Origin of the sequence: Hydrogenophaga sp. YM1 (genome assembly GCF_016903055.1) — a bacterium.
In the GTDB taxonomy this organism is placed as follows: Bacteria; Pseudomonadota; Gammaproteobacteria; order Burkholderiales; family Burkholderiaceae_C; genus Hydrogenophaga; species Hydrogenophaga borbori.
This window is the reverse complement of record NZ_CP070223.1, coordinates 4,040,838-4,066,760: the sequence shown is the minus strand read 5'-3', so window position 1 is coordinate 4,066,760 and position 25,923 is coordinate 4,040,838. Positions and strand designations below refer to the sequence as shown.

The 25,923-nt window shown below is 70.9% G+C and carries 24 protein-coding genes; 15 read left to right on the top strand and 9 right to left on the bottom strand.

All coding sequences use genetic code 11. From position 1 onward, the window contains the following. A complete protein-coding gene (locus tag JNX00_RS19155; RefSeq protein ID WP_204743267.1) occupies window positions 1–1,446 on the bottom strand; it encodes a phospholipase D-like domain-containing protein in 1,446 nt (481 codons plus the stop codon). Window positions 1,447–1,695: 249 nt separating this feature from the next. Here JNX00_RS19155 and JNX00_RS19150 point away from each other — a divergent pair, with 249 nt between their 5' ends. The 4 genes from JNX00_RS19150 (at window position 1,696) to JNX00_RS19135 (ending at window position 7,010) form a co-directional block, all read left to right on the top strand. Next, window positions 1,696–1,860: a DUF1328 domain-containing protein gene (locus JNX00_RS19150; protein WP_009515886.1), complete on the top strand. Its 165-nt coding sequence runs from the start codon at window positions 1,696–1,698 to the stop codon at window positions 1,858–1,860. Window positions 1,861–2,288: 428 nt separating this feature from the next. Continuing rightward, window positions 2,289–4,061 carry an N-acetylglutaminylglutamine amidotransferase gene (locus tag JNX00_RS19145; RefSeq protein WP_204743265.1) on the top strand — a complete coding sequence of 591 codons (1,773 nt, stop codon included), beginning with the start codon at window positions 2,289–2,291 and terminating at the stop codon, window positions 4,059–4,061. A 22-nt stretch (window positions 4,062–4,083) separates the two neighbouring features. Beyond that, the gene (gene ngg / locus JNX00_RS19140) at window positions 4,084–5,814 is read left to right on the top strand and encodes an N-acetylglutaminylglutamine synthetase (protein WP_204743263.1); all 1,731 of its coding nucleotides are present in this window, start codon (window positions 4,084–4,086) and stop codon (window positions 5,812–5,814) included. Then, window positions 5,811–7,010: an osmoprotectant NAGGN system M42 family peptidase gene (locus JNX00_RS19135; RefSeq protein ID WP_204743261.1), complete on the top strand. Its 1,200-nt coding sequence runs from the start codon at window positions 5,811–5,813 to the stop codon at window positions 7,008–7,010. Before ngg ends, JNX00_RS19135 begins: the two co-directional genes overlap by 4 nt. Here the strand turns inward: JNX00_RS19135 and JNX00_RS19130 are convergent, their stop codons facing one another. The 3 genes from JNX00_RS19130 to JNX00_RS19120 are packed head-to-tail and all read right to left on the bottom strand — an operon-like array spanning window position 7,011 to window position 10,376. Continuing rightward, the gene (locus tag JNX00_RS19130) at window positions 7,011–8,192 is read right to left on the bottom strand and encodes an MFS transporter (protein ID WP_070399561.1); all 1,182 of its coding nucleotides are present in this window, start codon (window positions 8,190–8,192) and stop codon (window positions 7,011–7,013) included. 46 nt (window positions 8,193–8,238) lie between these two features. After that, the gene (tgt, locus tag JNX00_RS19125; protein ID WP_204743259.1) at window positions 8,239–9,411 is read right to left on the bottom strand and encodes a tRNA guanosine(34) transglycosylase Tgt; all 1,173 of its coding nucleotides are present in this window, start codon (window positions 9,409–9,411) and stop codon (window positions 8,239–8,241) included. 47 nt (window positions 9,412–9,458) lie between these two features. Next, on the bottom strand, window positions 9,459–10,376 hold the full coding sequence (locus JNX00_RS19120; RefSeq protein ID WP_070399495.1) for a LysR family transcriptional regulator: 918 nt from the start codon (window positions 10,374–10,376) through the stop codon (window positions 9,459–9,461). A 117-nt stretch (window positions 10,377–10,493) separates the two neighbouring features. Between JNX00_RS19120 and JNX00_RS19115 the strand changes: the two genes are divergently transcribed. The 6 genes from JNX00_RS19115 to JNX00_RS19090 all read left to right on the top strand — a co-directional run bounded on the left by JNX00_RS19115 (window position 10,494) and on the right by JNX00_RS19090 (window position 14,546). Beyond that, window positions 10,494–11,777 (top strand): aromatic ring-hydroxylating dioxygenase subunit alpha, encoded by a 1,284-nt coding sequence (locus JNX00_RS19115; protein ID WP_070399496.1) that lies wholly within the window; start codon window positions 10,494–10,496, stop codon window positions 11,775–11,777. Further along, entirely contained in the window at window positions 11,774–12,268 is a 495-nt protein-coding gene (locus tag JNX00_RS19110; protein ID WP_070399497.1) for an aromatic-ring-hydroxylating dioxygenase subunit beta, read from the top strand. The genes JNX00_RS19115 and JNX00_RS19110 overlap by 4 nt, the downstream gene beginning before the upstream one ends. Then, on the top strand, window positions 12,265–12,645 hold the full coding sequence (locus JNX00_RS19105; RefSeq protein WP_204743257.1) for a chorismate mutase: 381 nt from the start codon (window positions 12,265–12,267) through the stop codon (window positions 12,643–12,645). Before JNX00_RS19110 ends, JNX00_RS19105 begins: the two co-directional genes overlap by 4 nt. Further along, window positions 12,642–13,637 (top strand): tripartite tricarboxylate transporter substrate binding protein, encoded by a 996-nt coding sequence (locus JNX00_RS19100; protein ID WP_070399499.1) that lies wholly within the window; start codon window positions 12,642–12,644, stop codon window positions 13,635–13,637. Before JNX00_RS19105 ends, JNX00_RS19100 begins: the two co-directional genes overlap by 4 nt. 22 nt (window positions 13,638–13,659) lie before the next feature. After that, window positions 13,660–13,977, top strand: coding sequence for a non-heme iron oxygenase ferredoxin subunit (locus JNX00_RS19095; RefSeq protein ID WP_070399500.1), 318 nt, complete (start codon window positions 13,660–13,662; stop codon window positions 13,975–13,977). A gap of 134 nt (window positions 13,978–14,111) precedes the next feature. Next, window positions 14,112–14,546, top strand: coding sequence for a c-type cytochrome (locus tag JNX00_RS19090; RefSeq protein WP_204743255.1), 435 nt, complete (start codon window positions 14,112–14,114; stop codon window positions 14,544–14,546). A 12-nt stretch (window positions 14,547–14,558) separates the two neighbouring features. Here the strand turns inward: JNX00_RS19090 and queA are convergent, their stop codons facing one another. Further along, window positions 14,559–15,602: a tRNA preQ1(34) S-adenosylmethionine ribosyltransferase-isomerase QueA gene (gene queA, locus JNX00_RS19085; protein WP_204743253.1), complete on the bottom strand. Its 1,044-nt coding sequence runs from the start codon at window positions 15,600–15,602 to the stop codon at window positions 14,559–14,561. A 63-nt stretch (window positions 15,603–15,665) separates the two neighbouring features. Here queA and recG point away from each other — a divergent pair, with 63 nt between their 5' ends. The 3 genes from recG to ubiA all read left to right on the top strand — a co-directional run bounded on the left by recG (window position 15,666) and on the right by ubiA (window position 19,714). Then, entirely contained in the window at window positions 15,666–17,762 is a 2,097-nt protein-coding gene (gene recG, locus JNX00_RS19080; RefSeq protein ID WP_070399503.1) for an ATP-dependent DNA helicase RecG, read from the top strand. Window positions 17,763–17,879: 117 nt separating this feature from the next. Beyond that, window positions 17,880–18,839 (top strand): hydrogen peroxide-inducible genes activator, encoded by a 960-nt coding sequence (locus JNX00_RS19075; protein WP_070399504.1) that lies wholly within the window; start codon window positions 17,880–17,882, stop codon window positions 18,837–18,839. Further along, entirely contained in the window at window positions 18,836–19,714 is an 879-nt protein-coding gene (gene ubiA / locus JNX00_RS19070; protein ID WP_204743251.1) for a 4-hydroxybenzoate octaprenyltransferase, read from the top strand. Before JNX00_RS19075 ends, ubiA begins: the two co-directional genes overlap by 4 nt. An 84-nt stretch (window positions 19,715–19,798) precedes the next feature. Here ubiA and JNX00_RS19065 read toward each other — a convergent pair whose 3' ends face one another. The 4 genes from JNX00_RS19065 to JNX00_RS19050 all read right to left on the bottom strand — a co-directional run bounded on the left by JNX00_RS19065 (window position 19,799) and on the right by JNX00_RS19050 (window position 23,594). Beyond that, window positions 19,799–20,266, bottom strand: a complete 468-nt coding sequence (locus JNX00_RS19065; protein WP_070399506.1) for a DUF2846 domain-containing protein — start codon at window positions 20,264–20,266, stop codon at window positions 19,799–19,801. A gap of 160 nt (window positions 20,267–20,426) precedes the next feature. Further along, complete coding sequence (gene proC / locus JNX00_RS19060) at window positions 20,427–21,260, bottom strand: pyrroline-5-carboxylate reductase (RefSeq protein WP_070399507.1); 834 nt, start codon at window positions 21,258–21,260, stop codon at window positions 20,427–20,429. Between the two features lie 29 nt (window positions 21,261–21,289). Continuing rightward, entirely contained in the window at window positions 21,290–22,789 is a 1,500-nt protein-coding gene (gene glpK / locus JNX00_RS19055; protein ID WP_204743249.1) for a glycerol kinase GlpK, read from the bottom strand. 19 nt (window positions 22,790–22,808) lie between these two features. Beyond that, window positions 22,809–23,594, bottom strand: a complete 786-nt coding sequence (locus JNX00_RS19050) for a DeoR family transcriptional regulator (protein WP_070399509.1) — start codon at window positions 23,592–23,594, stop codon at window positions 22,809–22,811. 154 nt (window positions 23,595–23,748) lie between these two features. On the opposite strand from JNX00_RS19050, the gene JNX00_RS19045 reads away from it, so the two are divergent. Continuing rightward, a complete protein-coding gene (locus JNX00_RS19045) occupies window positions 23,749–24,828 on the top strand; it encodes an ABC transporter ATP-binding protein (protein ID WP_070399562.1) in 1,080 nt (359 codons plus the stop codon). After that, on the top strand, window positions 24,828–25,913 hold the full coding sequence (locus JNX00_RS19040) for an ABC transporter ATP-binding protein (RefSeq protein WP_070399510.1): 1,086 nt from the start codon (window positions 24,828–24,830) through the stop codon (window positions 25,911–25,913). Before JNX00_RS19045 ends, JNX00_RS19040 begins: the two co-directional genes overlap by 1 nt. Window positions 25,914–25,923 lie beyond the last annotated feature (10 nt).

Here is a 25,923-nt window from a genome sequence, read left to right as displayed (position 1 = left end):
TCACAGCCAGCGCTCCAGCAGCCGCCCCACGCCCTCCATCAGCCGCCCGCCCAGGCCGCGCCGTTCCCAGGCCTCCAGCGTCACGGCGCGTGAGGCCTGGCGGTCGCGCTCGAACAGCGCGTTCATCTGGCCGCCGAACTCCTCGCCCAGCACGATCACGTTGAGTTCGTTGTTGGCGACGAAGCTGATCCAGTCCAGGTTGCTGGAGCCCACCGTGGAGAACACGCCGTCGATCACGGCCGTCTTGGCGTGCATCACGGCCTGGTCCATCTCGAAGATGCGCACGCCGGCCTGCAGCAGCTGCGTGTAGTACGACCTCCCTGCGTGCAGCACCAGGGAGGAGTCGCTGCGGCCCGGCAGCACCAGCTCCACCGACACCCCGCGCCGCGCGGCGTCGCACAGCGCCTGCACGAACACCTCGCCGGGCGCGAAGTAGGCCATCGCGATGTGCACCTCCACCTGCGCCGCGTCGATCGCCGCGACCAGCGCCGTGTAGATGCGGTTGCCGTCGTCGCGCGGGTCGCTGGCCAGGACCTTCACCACGCGTTCGCCGGGCTCGGCGGCGAGCGGCTTGTCGGGCGGCTCACCGAGCCCGCCCGGGCAGCCCTGCTCGCGCCAGGTGGTCTCGAACACCTTCGCCAGCGCCGGCACCACGGGGCCGCGCAGCTCGATCTGGGTGTCGCGCCAGCCATCGTCGATGGGCGAGGCCCCGGCCGGGGGCGCCGAGCGGCGCCACGAGGCCGATCCCGAGCCGTACACCCGGCTGATGTTGATGCCCCCCGTGAACGCCACCTGCTGGTCCACCACCAGCAGCTTGCGGTGGTCGCGGTGCGTGATGCCCCAGTAGCCGGGCCGGCGCACCGGGTTGATGGGGTTGAACTCGCACACGGCGACACCCCCGTCCTTGAGCCGCTGGAAGAACGCCACCGGCGTGGTGATGGAGCCCACCGCATCGTAGATCACCGCCACCTTCACGCCGTCGGCGGCGCGGCGCAACAGCAGATCGGCCACCTCGGCGGCCACGCCCTGGTCCTCGAAGATGTAGCTCTCCAGCAGGATGCGCCCGCGCGCCTGGGCGATCGCCGCCTTCATGGCGCCGAAGGTGGCCGGGCCGTCCACCAGCAGCCGGGTGCGGTTGCCCCGGTACAGGTCGGCGTCGCCCGATTGCGTGAGCGTGCGCAGGTGGTGGCGCAGCAGTTCGTGGCGGCCTTCCTGGCTCAGCTCGCGCAGGGTCTGGCGTTTCTCTTCCTTCGACAGCACGCCGTCGGCCCCGCGCACGGTGACCAGGCCGGGGCCGCCGCCGGCCTGGGCCAGCTGCGGCTCGCGCGGCGGCAGGCTGGTGCAGCCCGCCAGCAGGTACAGCGTGAGCGCGCACAGCCAGGCCCAGGCGAACCACCAGCGGGCGGGGGGCAGGGGGCGGGGCGGGTCGAGGTCCTCGTGGCGCATGGTGTGGGGGGCGCAGTGGGGTCGCCCGCAGTGTGCGGCGCGGCCCCGCGCGGCGCCGTCGGCGTGCGCGACGGGTCGGCGTCGGACGGCACCGACACGGCGCCCGTCCGTCGGTGGGGTCCTACAGGTCGATGCGGTGCGCACTTGCAGCGCGCGGGTCGGCGAATGCCTAGAGTGAAGCCATCACAACGGTGGTCGTTGTGAATGCAACGCCGGGGTCGCGGCAGCGGCCTCGCAGAGGAGCCAGACATGCTGCATTACGCCGTGGTTTTCTTCGTCATTGCCTTGATCGCTGCCGTGCTGGGTTTTGGTGGCATCGCCGCCAGCGCGGCCGGCATCGCCAAGATCCTTTTCGTCATCTTCCTCGTGCTGGCGCTCGGCTCCATGCTGCTGGGCCTGTTCCGGGGCCGGTAGAGACGTATCGAACAGCGGTACCGATTGTCTCCAGCGTTTGAACCGGTTCCAAGAACCGGTTCTTTTTTGGCACTCGCTCCGTGGTGCGCTCCTCCGGGGGGGCGCGTCGGTCTTCATAATATGAAAAAACGCAATTAAAACTTGAACATCATGCTCATTTGAGTATGATGAGCCGTTCCACCCCATCATCAACCCGCGTGCACCCCGTGCCACGGTGTGGGGGGAGCCCCGGCGGTGCCGGGCGCCCTTGGGCGATTCGCTTCCCGCATGGCCGGCTCCGCCGGCCGCCCGCCTCGGACGTGCACCGGCCGATCGACGTCTTCTCCCCGCTGTTTCCAGGTTCTGTCCGGCGCTGCCCGGTCCGACCGCCGTTCCCGAAGCACCGCCTTGGCGCCGACCGGCCATCCGAACAGGAGGGCAGCACCGCCATGTGTGGACTTGCAGGAGAGATACGTTTCGACGGCCGGGCCGTCGACCCCGGCGCGATCGCGCGCATGAACGACCGGCAGAGCGCCCGCGGGCCCGACGGCCAGGGCCTGCTGGTCGTCGACCGCCTCGGCCTGGGCCACCGGCGGCTCAAGATCATGGACCTGTCGGACGCCGCGCAGCAGCCCATGACCGATCCGCTGTTGGGGCTGGGCGTGGTCTTCAACGGCGCCATCTACAACCACCATGAACTGCGCGAGGACCTGGTCGCGCGCGGCTACCGCTTTCATTCCAGCGGCGACACCGAGGTGCTGATCAAGGCCTACCACGCCTGGGGGCCGGGCTTCGTGCGGCGCCTGCAGGGCATGTTCGCTTTCGCCCTGTGGGAGCGCGACAGCGGCAAGCTCCTGCTGGGGCGCGACCGGCTGGGCATCAAGCCCCTGTACCTGGCGCCGGTGCCGGGCGGCCTGCGCTTCGCCTCCACGCTGCCGGCGCTGCTGGCCGGGGGCGGGGTGGACGCCGGCATCGACGCCATCGGCCTGCACCACTACCTGTCGCTGCACGCCATCGTGCCGGCGCCGCGCACCCTGCTGCGTGGCGTGCGCAAGCTGGCGCCCGGGACGCTGCTGCACGTGGACCCCGACGGCCAGCAGCGCGAGGAGTGCTACTGGTCCCTGTCCTTCGAGCGCGACGCCAGCGACGAGCAGCGCTCCTTCGACGACTGGCAGGAGCTGCTGCTCGACGGCCTGCGCACGGCCGTGAAGCGCCGCCTGGTGGCCGACGTGCCCGTGGGCGCGCTGCTGTCGGGCGGCGTGGACTCCAGCCTCATCGTGGGCCTGATGGCCGAGCAGGGCGTGCGCGACCTGCGCACTTACAACGTCGGCTTCGAGGACGTGGGCGGCGAGTGCGGCAATGAGTTCGTGTACGCCGACACCGTGGCGCGCCACTTCGGCACCACGCACGAGCGCCTGTTCGTGCCCGAGTCCGAGCTGCTGGACCGCCTGCCCGCCGCCATCGAGGCCATGAGCGAGCCCATGGTCAGCCACGACTGCATCGGCTTCTACCTGCTCAGCGAGGCCGTGGCGCGCCACAGCAAGGTGGTGCAAAGCGGGCAGGGCGCCGACGAGGTGTTCGGCGGCTACCACTGGTACCCCAAGCTGGACGGCAGCCAGCGCCCGGTGGACGACTACGCGGCCGCCTTTCTCGACCGCGACCACACCGAGATGCGCGCCGTGCTGCAGGACCCCTGGCTGGGCGAGGACCACACGCGCGCCTTCGTCGCCGAGCGCCTGCACGCGCCGGGCGCGAGCGACCCGGTGGACCAGGCCCTGCGCCTGGACACCACCGTGATGCTGGTGGACGACCCGGTCAAGCGCGTGGACAACATGACCATGGCCTTCGGCCTGGAGGCGCGCGTGCCCTTCCTGGACCACGAGCTGGTGGAACTGGCCGCGCGCATTCCCGCGCGCCACAAGCTGGCCGATGGCGGCAAGGGCGTGCTCAAGGCCGTGGCGCGGCGCATCGTGCCGCGCGAGGTGATCGACCGCCCCAAGGGCTACTTCCCCGTGCCCGCGCTCAAGCACCTGCAGGGGCGCGTGCTGGCCATGGTGCAGGACGCCCTGCACAGCCGCGCCGCGCGCGAGCGCGGGCTGTTCCGCGAGGGCTATGTCCAGACGCTGCTGGCCGCGCCGGGTGAGCACATCACGCCGCTGCGCGGCTCCAAGCTCTGGCAGCTCGGCCTGCTGGAGCTGTGGCTGCAGACCCACCTGCGCTGACCCACCAGAGGAGACACACGAGATGAGCACCGTCCGCCACCACGCCCCGCGCGCCCTGCGCCTGGGGCGCTCGCCCATTCCCCACCAGGCCGCCGAGCGGCGCGACGCCAGCGTGCACTGCGGCTGGGGCCGCCTGATCGCCGGTCACACCTTCGACGACCCGGCCGCCGTCGCCCAGGCCCTGCTGCAGGAGACGCCGGGCGAGCGCGACATCGCCTTCTACCTGGACAAGCCGCACGTGGTGGTCTCGCATGCGCCGCAGCAGCTGTTCGTCGACCCGTCCGAGACCTTCCGCCTGGCGCTCAACACCTACGCGGCGCAGCGCGCGCGCCGCCAGGGCTTCACCATCCGGCGCCTGCGCTCGCGCGCCGACGTCGCGGCCATCAACGCCATCTACCGCGCGCGCCGCATGGTGCCGGTGGACCCGGCGCGCGTCTGGGGCGAGCGCGGCGACCGCGCCACCGTCTACGTGCTCGCCGAGGACCGCCAGAGCGGCGAGGTGCTGGGCGTGGCCATGGGCCTGGACCACAGCGAGGCCTTCGGCGACAACAATGGCGGCAGCAGCCTCTGGGCCCTGGCTGTGGCGCCGCAGGCCAGCCACCCGGGCATCGGCGAAGCGCTCACGCGCTACCTGGCCGAGCTCTTCATCGCGCGTGGCCGGGCCTTCATGGACCTGTCGGTGCTGCACGACAACGCCCAGGCCATCGCGCTCTACCGCAAGCTGGGCTTCCAGAACATCCCCGTGTTCGCGGTGAAGCGGCGCAACGCCATCAACGAGTCCCTGTTCACCGAAGGCAGCGACAGCGACGGCCTCAATCCCTACGCGCGCATCATCGTGGACGAGGCGCAGCGGCGCGGCATCCGCGTCGAAGTGATCGACGCCGAGCACGGCTACTTCCGCCTCACCCACGGCGGGCGCGGCGTCACCTGCCGCGAGTCGCTCAGCGAACTCACCAGCGCCGTGGCCATGAGCCGCTGCGCCGACAAGCGCGTGACCTCGCGCCTGCTGGCGCGCGCGGGACTGGCGGTGCCGGCCCAGGCCACGGCCAGCGACCGCGAGCACAACGAGGCCTTCCTGCGCCAGCACGGGGCCGTGGTGGTCAAGCCGGTGGACAGCGAGCAGGGCAAGGGCATCGCGGTCAACCTCACGTCCATCGACGAGGTGGAGACCGCGATCGAACACGCCAGCCACTTCGGCGGTGGCGTGCTGCTGGAACAGTTCTGCGAAGGGCAGGACCTGCGCATCGTGGTCATCAACCACCAGGTGGTGGCCGCCGCCGTGCGCCAGCCCGCCACCGTGGTGGGCGACGGCCAGTCCACCATCGCCGAGCTCATCGACAAGCAGAGCCGCCGCCGCTCGGCGGCCACGGGCGGCGAGTCGCGCATTCCCGTGGACGGCGAGACCCGGCGCTGCCTGGCCGGCCAGGGCCATGCGCTGGGCGACGTGCTGCCCTTCGGCGAATCGCTGCCCGTGCGGCGCACCGCCAACCTGCACACCGGCGGCACCATCCACGACGTGACGGACCGCCTGCACCCCGCGCTGCGCACGGCGGCCGAACACGCCAGCCGCGTGCTCGACATCCCGGTCACCGGCCTGGACTTCCTGGTGCCCTCGGTGGAGGGCCCCGACTACGTGGTCATCGAGGCCAACGAACGCCCGGGCCTGGCCAACCACGAGCCCCAACCCACGGCGCAGCGCTTCGTGGACCTGCTCTTTCCTGGCACCGCAGCGGCGGCGCCCACCGCACCATGAACACCAGCGACGACGCCCGCACCCCCCTGCCGCCGCTCGACGAGGCCTACCTCGAAGAGACCCTGCTGCAGCTGCTCGCCATTCCCAGCCCCGTGGGCCTGACCGACGCCGTGGTGCGCTACGTCGCGGGCCGGCTCGATGGACTGGGCATTCCCTACGTGATCACGCGCCGCGGCGCCATCCGCGCCACGCTCCGTGGCCAGGAACGGCACCCGGCGCGCGCCATCGTGGCCCACCTGGACACGCTCGGCGCCATGGTGCGCGAGCTGAAGGACAACGGCCGCGTGGGCGTGGTGCCCATCGGTACCTGGTCCTCGCGCTTCGCCGAGGGCGGGCGGCTCACGCTGTTCACCGACACCCAGCAGATCCGCGGCACCTGCCTGCCGCTGATGACCTCGGGCCACGCCTTCGGCGATGCCATCAACGCCCAGCCCAACACCTGGGACAACGTCGAGGTGCGGCTGGACCTGCCGCTGCACAGCCGGGCCGATCTCGCCGAGGCCGGCGTGCACGTGGGCGACTGGATCGCCTTCGACCCGCAGCCCGAGGTGCAGCCCGGCGGCTACATCAACGCCCGCTACCTCGACGACAAGGCCGCCGTGGCGGTGCTGCTGACCGCCTGCAAGGCGATGCAGGACAGCGGTGCGCCCCTGCCGGTGGACGTGCACCCGCTGTTCACCATCACCGAGGAAGTGGGGTCGGGCGCCTCGGCCGCGCTGCACGGCGACATTGCCGAGATGGTGAGCCTGGACATCGCCATCGCCGCGCCCGGCCAGGCCACCGACGAGCGCGCCGTCACCATCTGCCTGCAGGACCTGTCGGGGCCTTTCGACTACCACCTCTCGCACAAGCTCATCAAGCTGGCGCAGGCGCATGGCATCGAGCACCGGCGCGACGTCTTCAAGTTCTACCGCAGCGACTCGGCCGCCGCCGTCGAGGCCGGCAACGACATCCGCACCGCGCTCATCGGCTTCGGCGCCGACGCCTCGCACGCGCAGGAGCGCACCCACCTCGATTCGCTGCGCGCGCTGGGGCGCCTGTCGGTGGCCTATCTGATGTCGGCGCCCGTGGCGCGGCGCGACCGCCGCAGCATGGGCTCCATCGAGGGCTTCACCGAACAGCTCAGGCCCGAGGAGATGCAGGTCAACACCACGCCGCTGCCCGACCCGCAGGCGTTTCTGGAGCCGAAGGGCTGATCAGCGCGGCGCCGCTTCCTCGGCCAGCAGCGGGCGCAGCGCCCACAGGCCGAGCGCGGGGCCCAGGGCCAGCCAGGGCAGCAGCGCGCCCAGCGGCACCGAGCCGGCCAGCCACACGAACAGCAGGATGCTCGCGATGCTGATGCCGAAGCCGATGCTGTTGGTGAGCGTGAGCACGCTGCCCACCGCCTGCGGCGGCGCATTGCGCGCGGTGAGCGTGCTGAACTGCGGCGAGTCGCCCGACACCGTGATGCCCCAGAGCACCAGCCAGGCGTAGAAGGCCGCGTCGGGCGCGCCCAACAGCAGCGGCGTGGCCAGGCAGCAGGCGCCGCTCATGGCCAGTTGCGCGCCCGCCACGCGCGCGCTGCCCCAGCGCTGCGCCACCCAGCCGCCGCCCGCGCAGCCCAGCGCGCCCGCGCCGAGCACGAGAAACGCGGCCCAGGACAGGTCGGTGCCCGACAGCCGCGTGGCCAGGATCAGCGGCACCATGACCCACATGGTGTAGAGCTCCCACATGTGGCCGAAGTAGCCCAGCACCGAACTGCGCACGCGCGCATCCGTCCACACGGTGCCCAGGGCGCGCCACTGCAGCTGGCTCACGCGCGCCGCCGCGCCGGGCGGATCGCCCAGCGCGGCGTACAGCAGCACGCCGCCCGCGGCCGCCAGCGCGGCCACGCCCAGCATCAACGTGGGCCAGGGCAGGGCGTCGCCGAGGGCGCGCAGGGCGTGCGCGCTGGCCGAGCCCACCACCAGCGCCGCGATCAGCAGGCCCAGGGCCGCGCCCAGACCCTTGCTGTACCACTGGGCGGCGATCTTCATGCCCACCGGGTAGATGCCCGCCAGGAAGAAGCCGGTGGCGAAGCGCCACAGCAGCAGCGAGGTGAAGTCGCGCACCGTCCACCACGCGCCCACGGTACAGGCCGCGCCCGCCAGGGCGCAGACCAGAAAGACCAGGCGCGGCGGAAAGCGGTCGGCGATGGCCAGCAATGCGAACACCAGCGTGCCCGCGATGAAGCCGAACTGCAGCGCCGAGGTGAGCGTGCCCACCGCACTGGTGGCCCAACCGAGCTCGCGCTGCAGGTCGGGCATGACCGCGTTCACCGCGAACCAGAGCGAGGTGCCCGCGAACTGCGCGAGCACCAGGACGGGCAGGACGTGGCGGGGGGGCGCGGGCCGGTTCATGGTGCGCAGCTTAATCGCGCGCCATTTGCTGCGCTGCCGCGAAGGTTCAGACCCCGCGCGCGCGCTCCGCGTGGAAGCGCTGCCGGAACTCGCCGAACGTGCCCGCCTCCAGCGCCGCGCGCACCTCCTTCATGAGGTTCAGGTAGTAGTGCAGGTTGTGGATGCTGGCCAGCATGGGCCCCAGCATCTCGCCGCAGCGGTCCAGGTGGTGCTGGTAGGCGCGGCTGAAACCCTCACGCCCGCCCTCGGCCCAGCTGACGCCGCCGCTGCCCGCGCAGGCGTAGCAGGTGCAGGTCTCGTCCAGCGGGCGGTGGTCGGCCTTGTGCCGGGCGTTGCGGATCTTCAGGTCGCCGAAGCGCGTGAACAGCGTGCCGTTGCGCGCGTTGCGCGTGGGCATCACGCAGTCGAACATGTCCACGCCGCAGGCCACGCCTTCCACCAGGTCCTCCGGCGTGCCCACGCCCATCAAATAGCGCGGCTTGTGCGCGGGCAGGCGGTGCGGGGTGTGGGCCATGATGCGGCGCATCTCCTCCTTGGGCTCGCCCACGCTCACGCCACCGATGGCGTAGCCGGGGAAGTCCATCTCCACCAGCGCGTCCAGCGACTCCTGGCGCAGGTGCTCGAACATGCCGCCCTGCACGATGCCGAACAGCGCGTTGGGGTTTTCCAGGCGCTGAAACTCGGCCTTGGAGCGCTGCGCCCAGCGCCGGCTCATCTCCATGCTCTGGCGCGCCTCGGCCTCAGTGGTGATGTGGCCCTTGGTCTCATAAGGCGTGCACTCGTCGAGCTGCATCACGATGTCGCTGTTGAGCCCGGTCTGGATCTGCATGCTCACCTCGGGCGACATGAAGAGCTTGTCGCCGTTGACGGGGCTGGCGAAGTGAACGCCCTGCTCGGTGATCTTGCGCATCTCGCCCAGGCTCCAGACCTGAAAGCCGCCCGAGTCGGTGAGGATGGGCTTGTTCCAGCGCTCGAAGGCGTGCAGGCCGCCGAAGCTCTTCATCACCTCCTGTCCGGGGCGCATCCACAGGTGGAAGGTGTTGCCCAGGATGATCTGCGCGCCCATGGCCTCCAGGCTGGCGGGCGTGACGCCCTTGACCGTGCCGTAGGTGCCCACGGGCATGAAGATGGGCGTCTGCACCACGCCATGGTTGAGCGTGAGCGTGGCGCGGCGCGCGTGGCTGGTGGGGTCGGTCTTGAGCACCTCGAAGGTCAGCATGGAATCTCTCGTGTCTCGATGGATGGGCGCAGGGGAGCGGTGCGGCCTCAGGCCGGCAGGTCGCCGAACAGCCGCGCCACCAGGCCGCGCAGCCACAGGTGGCCGGGGTCGCGGTGCAGGTGGGCGTGCCAGAGTTGGTGGATGGTGTTGGTGGGCAGGCGCAGCAGCAGCGGTCGCATGACCAGATCGAAGGGCCCGAGCGCGCGCTGGGCGAAGCGCTCGGGCACGGTGGCGATGAGGTCGGTTTCCGCCAGCACATGGCCCAGGGCCACGTAGTGCGGCACCGTCAGGTGCACCTGGCGTGCCACGCCCAGGCGCTCCAGCGCGGTGTCGACCTGGCCGTGGCTGGTGCCGGCGGCCACCACGCGCACGTGCGCGGCCTGCCGGTACTGGGTCGCGCCCAGGGCCTTGCGGGTGCCGGCCAGGGGGTGGCCGGCGCGCATCAGCGCCACGTAGGGCTGGCGGAACAGCGCCTGCTGGAAGAAGCCCGACTGCAGCTGCGGCAGCGAGCCCAGCGCCAGGTCGACGTGGCCGCTGGCCATTTCCTCGCGCAGCGCCTCGTGCGCCACGGGCACGCAGCGCAGGGTCACGCCCGGCGCCTCGGCGGCCAGCGCGTCCATCAGCACCGGCAGGAAGTAGATCTCGCCCACGTCGCTGAGCGCCAGCGTGAAGCAGCGCTGGCCATGCGCCGGGTCGAAGGAGGCGCGCACGTTGAGCGCCTCGCGCAGCGTGCCCAGGGCCTGGGCCACGGGCTCGGCGAGCTGCTGCGCGTAGGGCGTGGGCTCCATGCCGTGCGGCTTGCGCAGGAACAGCTCGTCGCCCAGGCATTCGCGCAGGCGGCGCAGCGCGTTGCTCACCGCCGGCTGGCTTTGCCCCAGGCTGGCCGCCACGCGCGAGACATTGCGCTCGCGCAGCAGTTGGTGCAGCACCACCAGCAGGTTCAGGTCGATCTCGGACAGCTCCATGGCGGCCGGTATTCTATTTGTGAATATCTTGTATCACCTGGATTCCGTTGCCGGATGACGCGCGGCGCGCCACCATCCCGGGGTGCCCCACGCGCACCGACCCTTGGAGACAAGACCATGAACCCCACGCCCGATACCGGCGGCGCGCCGGACGCTTTGCGCTGGGAAGCCGGCGACACCAGCCGCATCCCCTTCGCCGTCTACACCGATCAGCAGCGCCACCAGCGCGAGCTCGAACGCTTCTTCTACCGTGGCCACTGGTGCTACGTGGGCCTGGAGGCCGAGATCCCCCAGCCGGGCGACTACCGCCGCTCGGTGGTGGGCGAGCGCTCGGTCATCATGGTGCGGGCCGAGGGTGGCGCCATCCACGTGGTGGAGAACGTCTGCGCCCACCGCGGCATGCGCTTCTGCCGCGAGCGCCACGGCAACAAGAAGGAGTTCGTCTGCCCTTACCACCAGTGGAGCTACGCGCTCAATGGTGATCTGCAGGGCGTGCCGCTGCGCCGCGGCGTGCGCCAGGACGGCCAGGTCAAGGGCGGCATGCCGGCCGACTTCGACCCCAAGCAGCACCACCTCACGCAACTGAAGGTGGCCGTGCGCGGCGGCGTGGTGTTCGCCTCCTTCGACCCCGAGGTGGAGTCGCTGGAGGACTACATGGGCCCGACCATCCTGGGCTACTTCGACCGCCTGTTCAACGGCCGAAAGCTCAACATCCTGGGCTACAACCGCCAGCGCATCCCCGGCAACTGGAAGCTGATGCAGGAGAACATCAAGGACCCCTACCACCCGGGCCTGCTGCACACCTGGTTCGTCACCTTCGGCCTCTGGCGCGCCGACAACAAGTCGGAGCTGCGCATGGACGCGCACCACCGCCACGCGGCCATGATCTCCACGCGCGGCAGCGCGGGGCAGGCCACGGGCAGCGCCTCGCAGGTCACGCAGGTCTCCAGCTTCAAGTCCAGCATGCAGCTGGAGGACCCGCGCTTCCTGGACATCGTGCCCGAGCCCTGGTGGGGAGGACCCACGGCGGTGATGACCACGCTGTTCCCCAGCGTGATCTTCCAGCAGCAGGTCAACAGCGTGTCCACGCGCCACATCCAGCCCGATGGCCACGGCGCCTTCGATTTCGTCTGGACGCACTTCGGCTTCGAGGACGACACGCCCGAGATGACCCAGCGCCGCCTGCGCCAGGCCAACCTGTTCGGCCCGGGCGGCTTCGTCAGCGCCGACGACGGCGAGGTGATCGAGTTCTCGCAGCAGGGCTTCGAGAGCAAACCCGGCCACCGGGCGCTGGCCGAACTCGGCGGCCGCGAGGTGGGCGAGACCGACCACATGGTCACCGAGACCCTGATCCGCGGCATGTACGCCTACTGGCGCCAGGTGATGGAGGCCCCGCTGTGAACCGCGACACCACCTCTCTTGACCTGTCGCTCTACCACGAGCTTCAGGCCCTGTACGCCGACTACGCCTTGGCCGTGGACAGCGGCCAGTGGGACCTCTGGCCCGGCTTCTTCACCGAGGACTGCGTCTACAAGCTGCAGCCGCGCGAGAACCACGAGCGCGGCTTCCCGCTGGCCACGCTGTCCTTCGAAAGCCAGGCCATGCTGCGCGACCGCGTGTACGGCATCAAGGAAACCCTGTTCCACGACCCCTACTACCAGCGCCACGTCGTGGGTGCGCCGCTGGTGCGACGGATGGACGAGCAGGGCGCGCTGCACTGCGAGGCCAACTACGCGGTGTTCCGCACCAAGCTGGACGGCCCGAGCACCGTGTTCAACGTCGGGCGCTACCTCGACGTGGTGGTGCGCACCCCGCAGGGCCTGAAGTTCGCGCAGCGCCTGTGCGTGTACGACAGCGAAATGATCCCCAACGCCATCATCTACCCGATATGACCCAGAACAACCAAGAGCCCGATCCCCACGGCGGGCCGCTGCGGCGTTTCAACGACCCGGCCTACGTGCCCCTGTGCCGCAACCTGGCCGAGGTGCGCGAGAACATCGACGCGCTGGACCAGAAGATCGTGGCCCTGCTGGCCGAGCGCGGGCGCTACGTGAAGGACGCGGCCCGCTTCAAGCGCGATGCCTTCCAGGTGTCGGCGCCGGCGCGCCAGCAGCAGGTGATCGACAAGGTGCTGGCCCTGGCCGATCGCCACGGCGCCTACCCCGAGGTGGTGGAGGCCTGCTACCGCGCGCTGATCGCGGGCTTCATCGCGCGAGAACAAACAGACTTCACCCAGATGAGCGACGTCGAAACCGGAGACCCGACATGAACCGCATCCAGAACCGCTGCGCCGCGCTGCTCGCTGGCCTCACGCTCGCCGGCGCCGCCGGGCAGGCCCTGGCCCAGGCGGCCCCGGCCGCCGATTGGCCGCAGCGCCCGGTGCGCGTGGTGGTGCCCTACGGCCCGGGCTCCTCGCCCGACATCCTGGCGCGCCTGGTCAACGAGCGCCTGACGGCCCGCCTGGGCCAGGCCTTCATCGTGGAGAACCGGCCCGGCGCCGGCGGCAACTCGGGCACCGAGTACGTGGCCAAGGCCACGCCCGACGGGCAGACCTTCCTGCTCTCGGTCAACGCGCCCCTGGTCTACAACACCATCCTCTACAAGAACCTGCGCTACGACCCGTTCCGCGAGCTGGTGCCGGTGACGCTGGCCGTGACGTCGCCCAACGTCTGCGCCGCGGCCAACAGCATGGGTGTGGACTCGGTCAAGGGCTGGCTGGACGCCCTGCGCGCGCGCCCGGGCCAGTACAACTTCGCCTCCACCGGCAACGGGTCCATCTCGCACCTGGGCGTGGAACTGCTCAAGCTCAAGACCAAGTCCTTCGCGGTGCACATCCCGTACGCCTCGTCCTCGCAGGCGGTCACGGCCATGCTGCAGGGGGACGTGCACTTCGCCTGCCTGCCCGGCGCCACCGTGATGCCGCAAGCCAAGGCCGGCAAGCTCAAGGTGCTGGCCATTACGTCGGCGGAGCGCTCGCCGCTGCTGCCCGAGGTGCCCACGCTCAAGGAGTCGGGCGTGCCCGACATCCAGGCCGCGCCCTGGTTCGCCTACATGGCGCCGGCCGGCACGCCGCCGGCCATCGTGCAGCGTTTGAACCAGGCCCTGGTGGCCGTGCTGCGCGAGCCCGAGGTCACCGAGAAACTCAAGGCCCAGTACTTCGACGTCATCGCCAGCACCCCGGAGCAGCTGGGGCGCTTCATGCGCGAGGAAGAGGCGCGCTGGCGCCCGGTGATCCAGCGCGCCGGCCTGACGCCCGATTGACGCCGCGACGCAGGAGCACGCCATGACCACCCCCCAATGGACCGACGTGGCCGCCGAGGCCGACCTGTTCGAGGGCGCCGGCATTCCCGTCGCGCCCGAGGGCCACGACATCGCCCTGTTCGCGATCGACGGCGAGGTGTTCGCCACCGACAACCTCTGCACGCACGGCCACGCCAAGCTCTGCGACGGCTTCCTGGAGGGCCACGAGATCGAGTGCCCCTTCCACCAGGGCCGCTTCGACGTGCGCAGCGGCGCGCCCACCTGCGCGCCGGCCACCGAGGCCGTGAAGACCTGGCCGGTGAAGGTGGAGGGCGGGCGGGTCTACCTGGACCTGGGCTGAGGCGGGCGGGGGCGGCGCCCGCAACTTGCGCCGCGTCAACATGGGTGGCACCGGCGCCTCCTAGGATGAATTCGAGGGTTCGCCACTGCGGCTTGGTGGTGAGGCCTTCGCTTCAACCCCACTGGAGGCATCCCATGAAGAAGTCGATCAAGTACGCGGCCGTGGCGGCCGGTCTGCTGGGCACCCTGGCCGCGCAGGCGCAGGCCCCCCAGGCCAGCGTTGACCTGGGCAAACTGGAGTTCACCGACAACTGCGCCGCGTGCCATGGCGTGGACGGCAAGGGCAACGGTCCGCTCGGCGGCCTGTTGCAGAAGAGTCCGCCGGATCTGTCGCAACTGGCGAAGAAGAACGGCGGCGTGCTGCCGGTCAACCGCATGTATGCGGTGATCGAGGGCACCGCCGCCATACCCAGCCACGGCGTGCGCGACATGCCCGTCTGGGGACGGGAGTACCGCATCGAGGAGGGGCAGCGACTGCGCGAGGCGCGCGGCCTCTACGAGCCGGCCGAGGTGGTGCGCGCAAGGATCCTGACGCTGATCGAGTACATCAGCCGGCTGCAAACGCCTTGAGCCGCCGCGGGGTCAGCGCCGGCACAGCAGCATGGCGTCGCCGTAGCTGAAGAAGCGGTAGCGCTGTTCGATGGCATGGCGGTACAGCGCCATCACGCGCTGATACCCGGCGAAGGCGCTCACCAGCATCATCAGCGTGCTCTTGGGCAGGTGAAAGTTGGTGATCAGCCGGTCCACCACCTGGAAGTGAAAGCCCGGCGTGATGAAGATCTGCGTATCGCCCTCGGTGCGGCCGAAGGCGGCCCAGCTCTCCAGCGTGCGCACGGTGGTGGTGCCCACCGCCACCACACGCCCGCCGCGCGCGCGGCAGGCGTCGATCGCGGCGATGGTGGCCTCGGGTACGCGGTACCACTCGGCGTGCATGGTGTGCTCGGCGATGTTCTCGGTCTTCACCGGCTGGAAGGTGCCTGCGCCCACGTGCAGCGTGACCTCGGCCGTCTGCACGCCGCGCGCGCGCAGCGCGGCCAGCAGGGCCTCGTCGAAGTGCAGCGCGGCGGTGGGGGCGGCCACGGCACCGGGGTGCTTGGCGAACACGGTCTGGTAGCGGCGCTCGTCCTCGGCGGTGTCGCCGTGCTCGATGTAAGGCGGCAGCGGCACGTGGCCGTGCGCGGCCATGAGGGCGTGCGGCTCGCCGCTGAAGCGCAAGCGGAACAGGGCGCCGTCCTCGTCGGGCCAGCGGCCGATCAGCTCGGCGCTGAAGCCGCCGTCCATCTCCAGCACCGCGCCCACCAAGGGCTTCTTGCTCACCTTCATGTGCGCCACCACCTCGTGGTTCTGCAGCACGCGCTCCACCAGCAGTTCCACGGCACCGCCCGTGGCCTTGCGACCGAACAGGCGGGCCTTGATGACCTGGGTGTCGTTGAAGACCAGCAGGTCGCCGGGGTCCAGCAGGCCGGGCAGCTCGTGGAACACGCGGTCCACCGGCGCGTCGGCGCGGCCGTCGAGCAGGCGCGAGGCGCTGCGCTCGGGCGCCGGGTGCTGGGCGATGAGTTCGGGGGGCAGAGCGAAGTCGAAGTCGCTCAGAGTGAAGCGGCGGTGGTCGACGGGAGAAGTCATGTCGCTTGAGGGCCGGACGGACCCGTTCCAAGGAAGGGGGAGGGGCGAAGGCAGAATTGTCCCATGGCCGAACCCGCCGCCACCGCCGCCCCGACCCCGCCCAAGGCCCTGTCCGCGCCGCAAAAGGCCATGCACAAGCTGGGCCTCAAGCGCGACATCGACCTCGCGCTGCACCTGCCGCTGCGCTATGAGGACGAGACCCGGGTGGTGGCCCTGCGCGAGGCGCGCGAGGGCTCGGTGGTGCAGATCGAGGGAACGGTCACGCACAGCGAGGTGCAGTACCGTGGCCGGCGCCAGCTGCTGGTGACGCTGGACGACGGCAGCGACACCTGCACGCTGCGCTTTTTCAGCTTCTACCCCTCGCACCAGAAAACGCTGGCGGTGGGGGCGCGCATCCGCGCGCGCGGCGAACTCAAGGGCGGCTTCGCGGGCTACACCATGCTGCACCCGGCGTTCAAGCTGGCGGGCGGCGAGCTGCCGAACGCGCTCACGCCCATCTACCCCACCAGCGCGCAGCTGCCCCAGGCCTACCTGCGCAAGGCGGTGGTGGGCGCGCTGGCCCGGGTGGACCTGCGCGAGACCCTGCCGCCCGATCTGCTGGCCTCGCTGCAGCGCTCGGCGCGCGTGAGTCCCACGCTGCGCGAATCGCTGCAGCAGCTGCACCACCCGGCGCCCGACGTAGCCTTGGCCGCGCTGGAGGACGGCAGCCATCCCGCCTGGCAGCGCCTCAAGGCCGAGGAGCTGCTGGCCCAGCAGCTGTCCCAGGCCCTGGCCAAGCGCGAGCGCGACACCCTGCGCGCGCCCGCGCTGCCGCTGCGCCGCGAAGGCCTGCACGAGCAGCTGCTGGCGGCGCTGCCCTTCGCGCTCACGGCGGCCCAGCGCCGCGTGGGCGAGGAGATCGCGCTCGACCTGGGGCGCCAGGTGCCCATGCACCGCCTGCTGCAGGGCGATGTGGGCTCGGGCAAGACGGTGGTGGCCGCGCTGGCGGCGGCCATCGCCATCGACGCGGGCTGGCAGTGCGCGCTGATGGCGCCGACCGAGATCCTGGCCGAGCAGCACTTTCGCAAGCTCATCGGCTGGCTGGAGCCGCTGCTCGAACCCCTGGGCAAACGTGTGGCCTGGCTCACCGGCAGCCAGAAGAAGAAGCAGCGCACGGAGATGCTGGCGCTCATCGCCAGCGGCGAGGCCGCGCTGGTGGTGGGCACGCACGCGGTGATTCAGGACCAGGTAGTGTTCCAGCGCCTGGCACTGGCCCTCATCGACGAGCAACACCGCTTCGGCGTGGCGCAGCGCCTGGCGCTGCGCGGCAAGACCGGCGGCGCGCTGGAGCCGCACCTGCTGATGATGACGGCCACGCCCATTCCGCGCACCCTGGCCATGAGCTACTACGCCGACCTGGACGTCTCCACCATCGACGAGCTGCCGCCCGGGCGCACGCCCATCGTGACCAAGGTGGTGAGCGATGCGCGCCGCGCCGAGGTGGTGGCGCGCATCCGCGGCCAGATCGACGAAGGCCGGCAGGTCTACTGGGTGTGCCCGCTGATCGAGGAGAGCGAGGCCCTGGACCTGAGCAACGCCACCGCCACGCACGCCGAGCTGTCGCAGGCGTTGCCGGGCGTGCTGGTGGGCCTGCTGCATTCGCGCATGTCGCCGGCCGAAAAGAAGGCGGTCATGTCGCTGTTCGAGCAGGGCCAGATGGGTGTGCTGGTGTCCACCACCGTCATCGAGGTGGGGGTGGACGTGCCCAATGCCTCGCTCATGGTGATCGAGCATGCGGAGCGCTTCGGGTTGTCGCAGCTGCACCAGCTGCGCGGGCGCGTGGGGCGCGGCGCGGCGGCCTCGGCCTGCGTGCTGATGTACTCGCCGCCCGAGGGCGGGCGCCTGGGCGAGACCGCGCGCGAGCGCCTGAAGGCCATGGTCGAGACCAACGACGGCTTCGAGATCGCGCGCCGCGACCTGGAAATCCGGGGGCCGGGCGAGTTCCTGGGCGCGCGCCAGTCCGGCGCGCCGCTGCTGCGCTTCGCCGACCTGGCCACCGACAGCCACCTGCTGGACTGGGCGCGCGGGGCCGCGCAGGCCATGCTGGACCGGCACCCGCGCGAGGCCGAGCAGCACCTGGCGCGCTGGCTCGGCAGCAAGGCCGAGTACCTGAAGGCCTGAAGCCAGTCCGGCGCGCGTGTCTGATCCAGACACGCCGTGGAACCGGCTTCGCCGGGCCACTGGCGTGGTCCCCCTGGGGGGAAGACGCGCAGCGGCGCAGGGGGGCACAATAAGCCCATGACGCTCACCGAACTCAAGTACATCGTGGCCGTGGCCCGCGAGAAGCACTTCGGCAAAGCGGCCGAGGCCTGCTTCGTCTCGCAGCCCACGCTGTCGGTGGCGATCAAGAAGCTCGAGGAGGAACTCGAGCTCAAGATCTTCGAGCGCAACGCCAGCGAGATCGCGGTCACGCCGCTGGGCGAGGACATCGTGCGCCAGGCCCAGACCGTGCTGGAGCAGGCCGCCGCCATCAAGGAGATCGCCAAGCGTGGCAAGGACCCGCTGGCCGGCCCGCTCAAGCTCGGCGTCATCTACACCATCGGCCCCTACCTGCTGCCCGAGCTGGTGCGCCAGGTGATCGAACGCACGCCGCAGATGCCGCTGGTGCTGCAGGAAAACTTCACCACCAAGCTGCTCGAGCAGCTGCGCCTGGGCGAGATCGACTGCGCCATCCTGGCCGAGCCGTTTCCCGACACCAACCTGGCCATCGCGCCGCTGTACGACGAGCCCTTCATGGCCGCCGTGCCGCACACGCACCCGCTGGCCGCGCAGGGCCACATCACGGCCGACGAGCTCAAGCGCGAGACCATGCTGCTGCTGGGCACGGGCCACTGCTTCCGCGACCACGTGCTGGAGGTCTGCCCCGAGTTCGCGCGTTTCTCCAACGACACCGAGGGCATCCGCAAGAGCTTCGAGGGCTCCTCGCTGGAGACCATCAAGCACATGGTGGCCGCCGGCATGGGCGTGACCCTGGTGCCGCGCCTGTCGGTGCCGCGCTCGGCCCTGGGCGGCCCCCAGGCGGCCCGCGACGACCTGGGCGATTCGCCCTACGTGCGCTACCTGCCGTTCCAGGGCGAGGCGCCCACGCGCCGCGTGGTGCTGGCCTGGCGGCGCAGCTTCACGCGCTACGAGGCCATCGCCGAGCTGCGCAACGCCATCTACGCCTGCGAGCTGCCGGGCGTGAAGAGACTGTCGTGACGACCACCGCCCCCGCTTCGCCGGCGCCCTCGCGCCTGTCGCTCTGGCTCGACCTGATCCGCTGGAACCGCCCCGCCGGCTGGCTGCTGCTGCTGTGGCCCACGCTGTCGGCGCTGTGGGTGGCGGCGGGCGGCTTTCCCGGCTGGCACCTGCTGCTGGTGTTCACGCTGGGCACCGTGCTGATGCGCAGCGCGGGCTGCTGCGTGAACGACGTGGCCGACCGCGACTTCGACCGCCACGTCAAGCGCACCGCGCAGCGGCCCGTCACCTCGGGCCGCGTGTCGGTGAAGGAGGCGCTGGCCGTGGGCGCGGTGCTGGCGCTGATCGCCTTCGGCCTGGTGCTCACCACCAACGCGCTCACCATCGCGCTGTCCTTCGCGGCGCTGGCGATCACCCTGGCCTATCCCTTCGCCAAGCGGGTGGTGTCCATGCCGCAGGCGGTGCTGGGCGTGGCTTTCAGCTTCGGCATTCCGATGGCCTTCGCGGCGGTGCAGGGGGCCGTGCCCCCGCTGGCCTGGGTGCTGCTGCTGGGCAACCTGTTCTGGGTGCTGGCCTACGACACCGAGTACGCCATGGTCGACCGCGACGACGACCTGCGCATCGGCATGAAGACCTCGGCCATCACCCTGGGCCGCGCCGACGTGGCGGCGGTGACGGCCTTCTACCTGCTGCACCTGCTGATCTGGACCCTGGGCCTGTGGCCGCAACTGCGCCCCCTGGCGTGGCTGGCCGCGCTGGCCGTGGCGCTGGCCCAGGTGGCATGGCACTTCACGCTGATCCGCGCGCGCACGCGCGAAGGCTGCTTCGCGGCCTTTCGCGCCAACCACTGGTTGGGCTTCACGCTGTTCGTGGGGGTGGCGGTTGGCCTGGTCTGAGCGCGGCGTGCGTGCGGTCTCCGCTCGCCTTCGCACCAGGTGCCATGGAGGCGAACCCGCTGGCCGACGCCGCCTCGGCGCGGCTTACTTGCCGTCGCAGGTGCCCGGCTGCGCCAGGCTGAGCTTGGCCACATCGGCCTTGCCCTGTTCTTCCGGGATCTGCTCCAGATCGGCGCCGCCCACGAAAGCCCCGAATTTGATGAACTGGCGGACGAAGTAGTTTTTGCCCGCTTCCATGAACACCTCCAGGGCGTTGGGTGAGAACTCCGACTCCGTTTCGATCTTGTGCTTCGTGTTGCCCTCGAGCTGCGTGTAGAAGAACACGTTGGAAGCGCTCTCACCCAGGCAGTTGCCGTTCACCCAAACGTCCTTCTTCAACGCTTGCCCGACGATGCTGTTGCGGTAGACGTAGAGCCCGGATTTGCCCGCGTCGGGGGCGCTGAACTGCTTGGCCTTGTCGGACTCCTCTTTGCTGGCCATGTTGACCGAAGCACATCCACTCAGCACGGCGGCGGCGAGGGCGAGCAAGGTGATTTTGATGTTGGACGTCATGGGTTCGTTTGTTGGAAACAGGTGATAAACGCGGTTTCGGTTCCTCCCGGAAACTCGACCTCCCCCCGGGGCGCGCGGCGCCGCAGGCGCGGGGATCATAGGCGTGCGTGGTCCAACCCGTCCCCCGGTGCGCCTGCTCTGGCTGACACCTAGGTGACGCTCACTTCCCGAACTCGCGCCCCAGTTCCTCGGCGCGCTGCTGCGCCGCTTGCAAGGCTTTCTCGAACGACGCCTTCATCCCCGCCGCCTCCATCGCCGTGAGCGCGGCGTACGTGGTGCCTCCCTTGGAGGTGACGCGCTCGCGCAGCACCTGCGGCGGCTCGCCCGAGCGCTGGGCCAGCGTGGCCGCGCCCACGAAGGTGCCCACGGCCAGTTGCAGCGCGGTGTCGGCCGGCAGGCCCATGCGCGCGCCGGCGTCGCGCATGGCCTCGAGGAAATAGAACACGTAGGCGGGGCCCGAGCCCGAGAGCGCGGTGACGGCGTCGAGGTCGCGCTCGGCCGCCACCCACACCAGCTCGCCCGTGGTGCGTACCACGCGCTCGACCAGGGCGCGGTCGGCGGCCGAGGCACCGTCGCGCGCGAACAAACCCGTCATGCCCAAGCCCACGAGCGCGGGCGTGTTGGGCATGGCGCGCACGATGCGCTGCGTGCCCAGCCAGGCGGCCATGCTGTCGCTGGTGATGCCGGCGGCCACGCTCAGGTGCAGGGCGTTGCCCAGGTGCGGGCCGGCGGCCAGCGCGGCGTCCTTGAAGGTTTGCGGCTTCACGGCCCAGACCACCAGGTCCGACGGCTTGAGCCCTGTGCCCGCCGCGTCGAACAGCGCCGCGCCGGGGAACTGCTGCGCCAGGCGGGCGCGCTGCTCGTCCCAGGGCTCGACGATCTGGAGGGCGCTGGCCGCATGGCCCTGGCGCAGCAGGCCGCCGATGACGGCGCTGGCCATGTTGCCGCCGCCGATGAAGGTGATGAGGGGGGAGGGGGATGCGGGCGTGTTCATGCGCGCGATTGTCGCCGCGCGCCGCGGCCCTAGGCGGCGGTGGTCTGCCGCACGGCGTGCTCCCAGGCCGCCATCTTCTCGGCCGCCCGCGCGCGCGAAATCTGGGGCTCGAAGCGGCGCTCGGCGCGCCACTGCGCGCTGAGCTCGTCCGTGCCCTGGTACACGCCCGCGTGCAGCCCCGCGAGGTAGGCCGCGCCGAGCGCGGTGGTCTCCACCACGGCGGGGCGCACCACGGGAATGCCGAGCAGGTCGGCCTGGATCTGCATCAGCAGGTCGTTCACGCTGGCCCCGCCGTCCACGCGCAGCTCGCTCACCGGCACGCCGCCCGCGGCCACGGCGTCGCGGCTCATGGCCTGCAGCAGGGCCGCGCTCTGGAAGGCGATGCTCTCCAGCGCGGCGCGCGCGATGTGCGCGATGGTGGTGCCGCGCGTGAGGCCGGTGATGGTGCCGCGCGCGTCGGGTTGCCAATACGGCGCGCCCAGCCCGGTGAAGGCCGGCACCACCACCACGCCGTCGGCGTCGGGCACGCTTTCGGCCAGGGCCTGCACCCCGCTGCTGGCTTCGATGGCGCGCAGGCCGTCGCGCAGCCACTGCACCACCGCGCCGCCGATGAACACGCTGCCTTCCAGCGCGTACTGCGCCGGGCCCGGCGCCTGCGCGCAGGACGTGGTGATGAGGCCGTTCTGGCTGGCCTGGAAGCGCTCGCCGGTGTGCATGAGCATGAAGCAGCCGGTGCCGTAGGTGTTCTTGGCCATGCCGGCCCGGAAGCAGGCCTGGCCGAACAGCGCGCTCTGCTGGTCGCCGGCCACGCCGCCAATGGGCAAGGCGGCGCCCAGCCAGTCGGCGTGCACCTGGCCGAAGTCGGCGCTGGACGGCAGCGTCTCGGGCAGCAGGGACCGCGGGATGCGCAGCAGGTCCAGCAGCTCGTCGTCCCAGTCGCGTGTGTTCACATTGAACAGCATGGTGCGCGCGGCGTTGCTGTGGTCCGTGACGTGGCGCGCGCCGCGCGTGAGCTGCCAGATCAGCCAGCTGTCCACGGTGCCGAAGGCCAGCTCGCCGCGCTCGGCCTGTTCGCGCGCGCCGGGCACGTGGTCCAGGATCCACTGCAGCTTGGTGCCCGAGAAGTAGGCGTCGATGCGCAGGCCGGTCTTGCGCTGCACCAGGGCCTCGTGGCCTTGTTCGCGCAGTTCGGCGCAGGCGCCCTCGGCGCGCCGGTCCTGCCAGACGATGGCGTTGTACACCGGCTCGCCGGTGCGGCGGTTCCACACCAGCGTGGTTTCGCGCTGGTTGGTGATGCCGACCGCGCGCACCTCGCCGGCGCGCAGGCCGGCCTTGGCCAGCACCTCGCGCGCGGTCTCCCGCTGGGTGTGCCACAGATCGCGCGGGTCGTGCTCCACCCAGCCGGGCTGCGGGTAGATCTGCGGGAACTCGCGCTGGGCCATGGCCACCACGCGGCCCTGGCGGTCGAAGACGATGCTGCGCGAGCTGGAGGTGCCCTGGTCCAGGGCCAGCAGGTGGGTGGGGTTCATCGGTCGTGTTCCGGGGCTTTCAGGTGGCGAGCGCCGCGCGTTCGCCGGCCACCACGCATTCCACGTGGCTCTGCTCGATCAGCGCGTTGAAGGGCTCGGGCGGCGCTTCGTCGGTGAACAGCGCGTCGAGGTCGTCGAGCCGCGCCAGCTCCACCATGGCGGGCCGGTTGAATTTGCTGTGGTCGGCGGCCAGCCAGACCTGGCGCGACTGCGCCACGATGGCGCGCGCCACCTTCACCTCGCGGTAGTCGAAGTCGCGCAGCGTGCCGTCGGCTTCGATGCCGCTGATGCCGATCAGGCCGATGTCGACCTTGAACTGGTGCATGAAGTCCACCGTGGCCTCGCCCACGATGCCCTGGTCGGCCGCGCGCACCTGTCCGCCGGCGACGATGACCTCGCAGTCGGGGTTGGTGCTCATGAGCGAGGCGATGTGCAGGTTGTTGGTGATCACGCGCAGGCCCCGGTGGCGCTGCAGCTCGCGCGCCACGGCCTCGATGGTGGTGCCGATGTTCATGATCAGCGAGCAGCCGTTGGGCACGCGCGCCGCCACGGCGCGCGCGATGCGCTGCTTGGCGTCGGCCTGCATGGCCTGGCGCTGGCGGTAGGCGATGTTTTCGGTGGTGGAGCCGGGCAGTCGCACGCCGCCATGGAAGCGGGCCAGCAGGCCGGCCTCGGCCAGGCGCTGCACGTCGCGGCGAACGGTCTGCAGGGTGACGCCGAAACGTTCGGCCAAGGCTTCGATGGTCTGGGGGCCGTGCGCGCGGACCTCGTCGAGCAGTTGGGTGTGGCGGGGATTCAGGTTCATGTCGGGGTGGCCGGCGATCGGGTTCCGAACATATCGGAAAACACTGATGGACTTCTAAGGGTATGTACCGAACATAAAAAGAAAAGAAACGAACAAAGATACGCGCAAACGAAAGCGCGACGCCGGACTTATTGCACGCGCGCCCACCACGCCCATGCAGCTGTCACTGGATCACATCACCAAGACCGTGGGGCCTTCGGTCCACTTGTACCCGCTGAGCCTGGCGCCCGTGCCGGGCGCGGTCACGGTGCTGCTGGGCGCCACGCAGGCGGGCAAGACCAGCCTGATGCGTGTGATGGCCGGGCTGGACACGGCGAGTTCCGGGCGCGTGCTGGTGGACGGCGAGGACGTGACGCGCCGCCCGGTGCGCGAGCGCAACGTGGCCATGGTCTACCAGCAGTTCGTCAACTACCCCTCGATGACGGTGGCGCAGAACATCGCCTCGCCGCTGCGCCTGCGCGGCGAGCGCGACGTGGAGGCCCGCGTGCGCGCGCTGGCCGCGCGGCTGCACATCGAGCCCTTCCTGGACCGCCTGCCGGCCGAGCTGTCGGGCGGGCAGCAGCAGCGCGTGGCGTTGGCGCGCGCCTTGGCCAAGCGGGCGCCGCTGATGCTGCTCGACGAGCCCCTGGTGAACCTGGACTACAAACTGCGCGAGGAACTGCGCGAGGAGCTGTCGGCGCTGTTCGCCGCAGGCGAGGCCACGGTGGTCTACGCCACCACCGAGCCTGGCGAGGCCCTGCTCCTGGGCGGCCACACGGCCGTGATGGACGCGGGCGAGCTGCTGCAGTACGGCCCCACGGCCGAGGTCTTCCACCGGCCGAAGAGCCTGCGCGTGGCGCGCGCCTTCAGCGACCCGCCCATGAACCTGCTGCCCGCGCGGCGCAGCGCCCAGGGCGGCCTGCGCGTGGCCGGCGCGCTGGACTGGCCGCTGGACCTGCCCCTGTCGGCGGGCGATGACTTCGTGCTCGGCGTGCGCGCCGGGGGCCTGCGCGAGCGCGCGCAACCGGGCGACCTGGCCATCGAGGGCCGTGTCGAGCTGGCGGAGATCGCGGGCTCCGACACCTTCGTGCACGTGCACAGCGCCGTGGGCGAACTGGTGGCGCAGCTGGTGGGCGTGCACAAGCTGGACCTGGGCGCGCCCATCCGGCTGTACCTGCACCCCGACCAGCTCTTCGTCTTCGACGCGAGCGGTCCGCTGGTGCGCGCGCCGCTGGCGCGCCAGGGGGCGCACTGATGGCCCTGATCGAACTCGACCTCGCCCACGCCTACGGGCCGGACCCGCGCACTGACGAGGACTACGCCCTGCTGCCGCTGAAGATGGCGTTTCGCGACGGCGGCGCCTACGCGCTGCTGGGTCCCTCGGGCTGCGGCAAGACGACCATGCTCAACATCATCTCGGGGCTGCTTGTGCCTTCGCAGGGCACGGTGCGCTTCGACGGCCGCGACGTCACGCGCGAGTCGCCCCAGCAGCGCAACATCGCGCAGGTGTTCCAGTTCCCCGTCATCTACGACACCATGACCGTGGCGCAGAACCTGGCGTTCCCGCTGCGCAACCGCAAGGTGCCGCAGGCCGAGATCCACCAGCGCGTGGGGCGCATCGCCGAGATGCTGGAACTCAGCGGTCAGCTCGACCACCGCGCCGCCGGGCTGAGCGCCGACCAGAAACAGAAGATCTCGCTCGGGCGCGGCCTGGTGCGCTCGGACGTGTCGGCCGTGCTGTTCGACGAGCCGCTGACCGTGATCGATCCGCACCTGAAGTGGCAGCTGCGGCGCAAGCTCAAGCAGATCCACCACGAACTCAAGCTCACCCTGATCTATGTCACGCACGACCAGGTGGAAGCCCTGACCTTCGCCGACGAGGTGGTGGTGATGTCGCGCGGCCGCGCGGTGCAGAAGGGCACGGCCGCGGACCTGTTCGAGCGCCCCGCGCACACCTTCGTGGGCCACTTCATCGGATCGCCCGGCATGAACTTCCTGCCCGCGCAGGCGGTGCGCGGCGGCGTGCTGGTGAACGAGCAGCCGCTGGCCTTCCAGGACGGGCGGCGGCTGCCGGAGGGACCGGTCAAGCTGGGCATCCGCCCCGAGTACCTGCGCCTGGGCGAGCCCGGCGACGGCCGCTCGCTGCCGGCCCGTGTGAGCCGCGTGCAGGACATCGGCACCTATTTCCTGCTCAGCTGCGAACTCGGCGAACACACGCTGAAGTGCCGGCTGGGCGCCGAGGCCGCGCCGCCCGCCGTGGGCGACACCGTGCACTTGCGCCTGCTGGACGCGCACACCTGCTTCTACCGCGACGAGCAACTGGTGGAGAACATGGCATGAGCGCCGCACG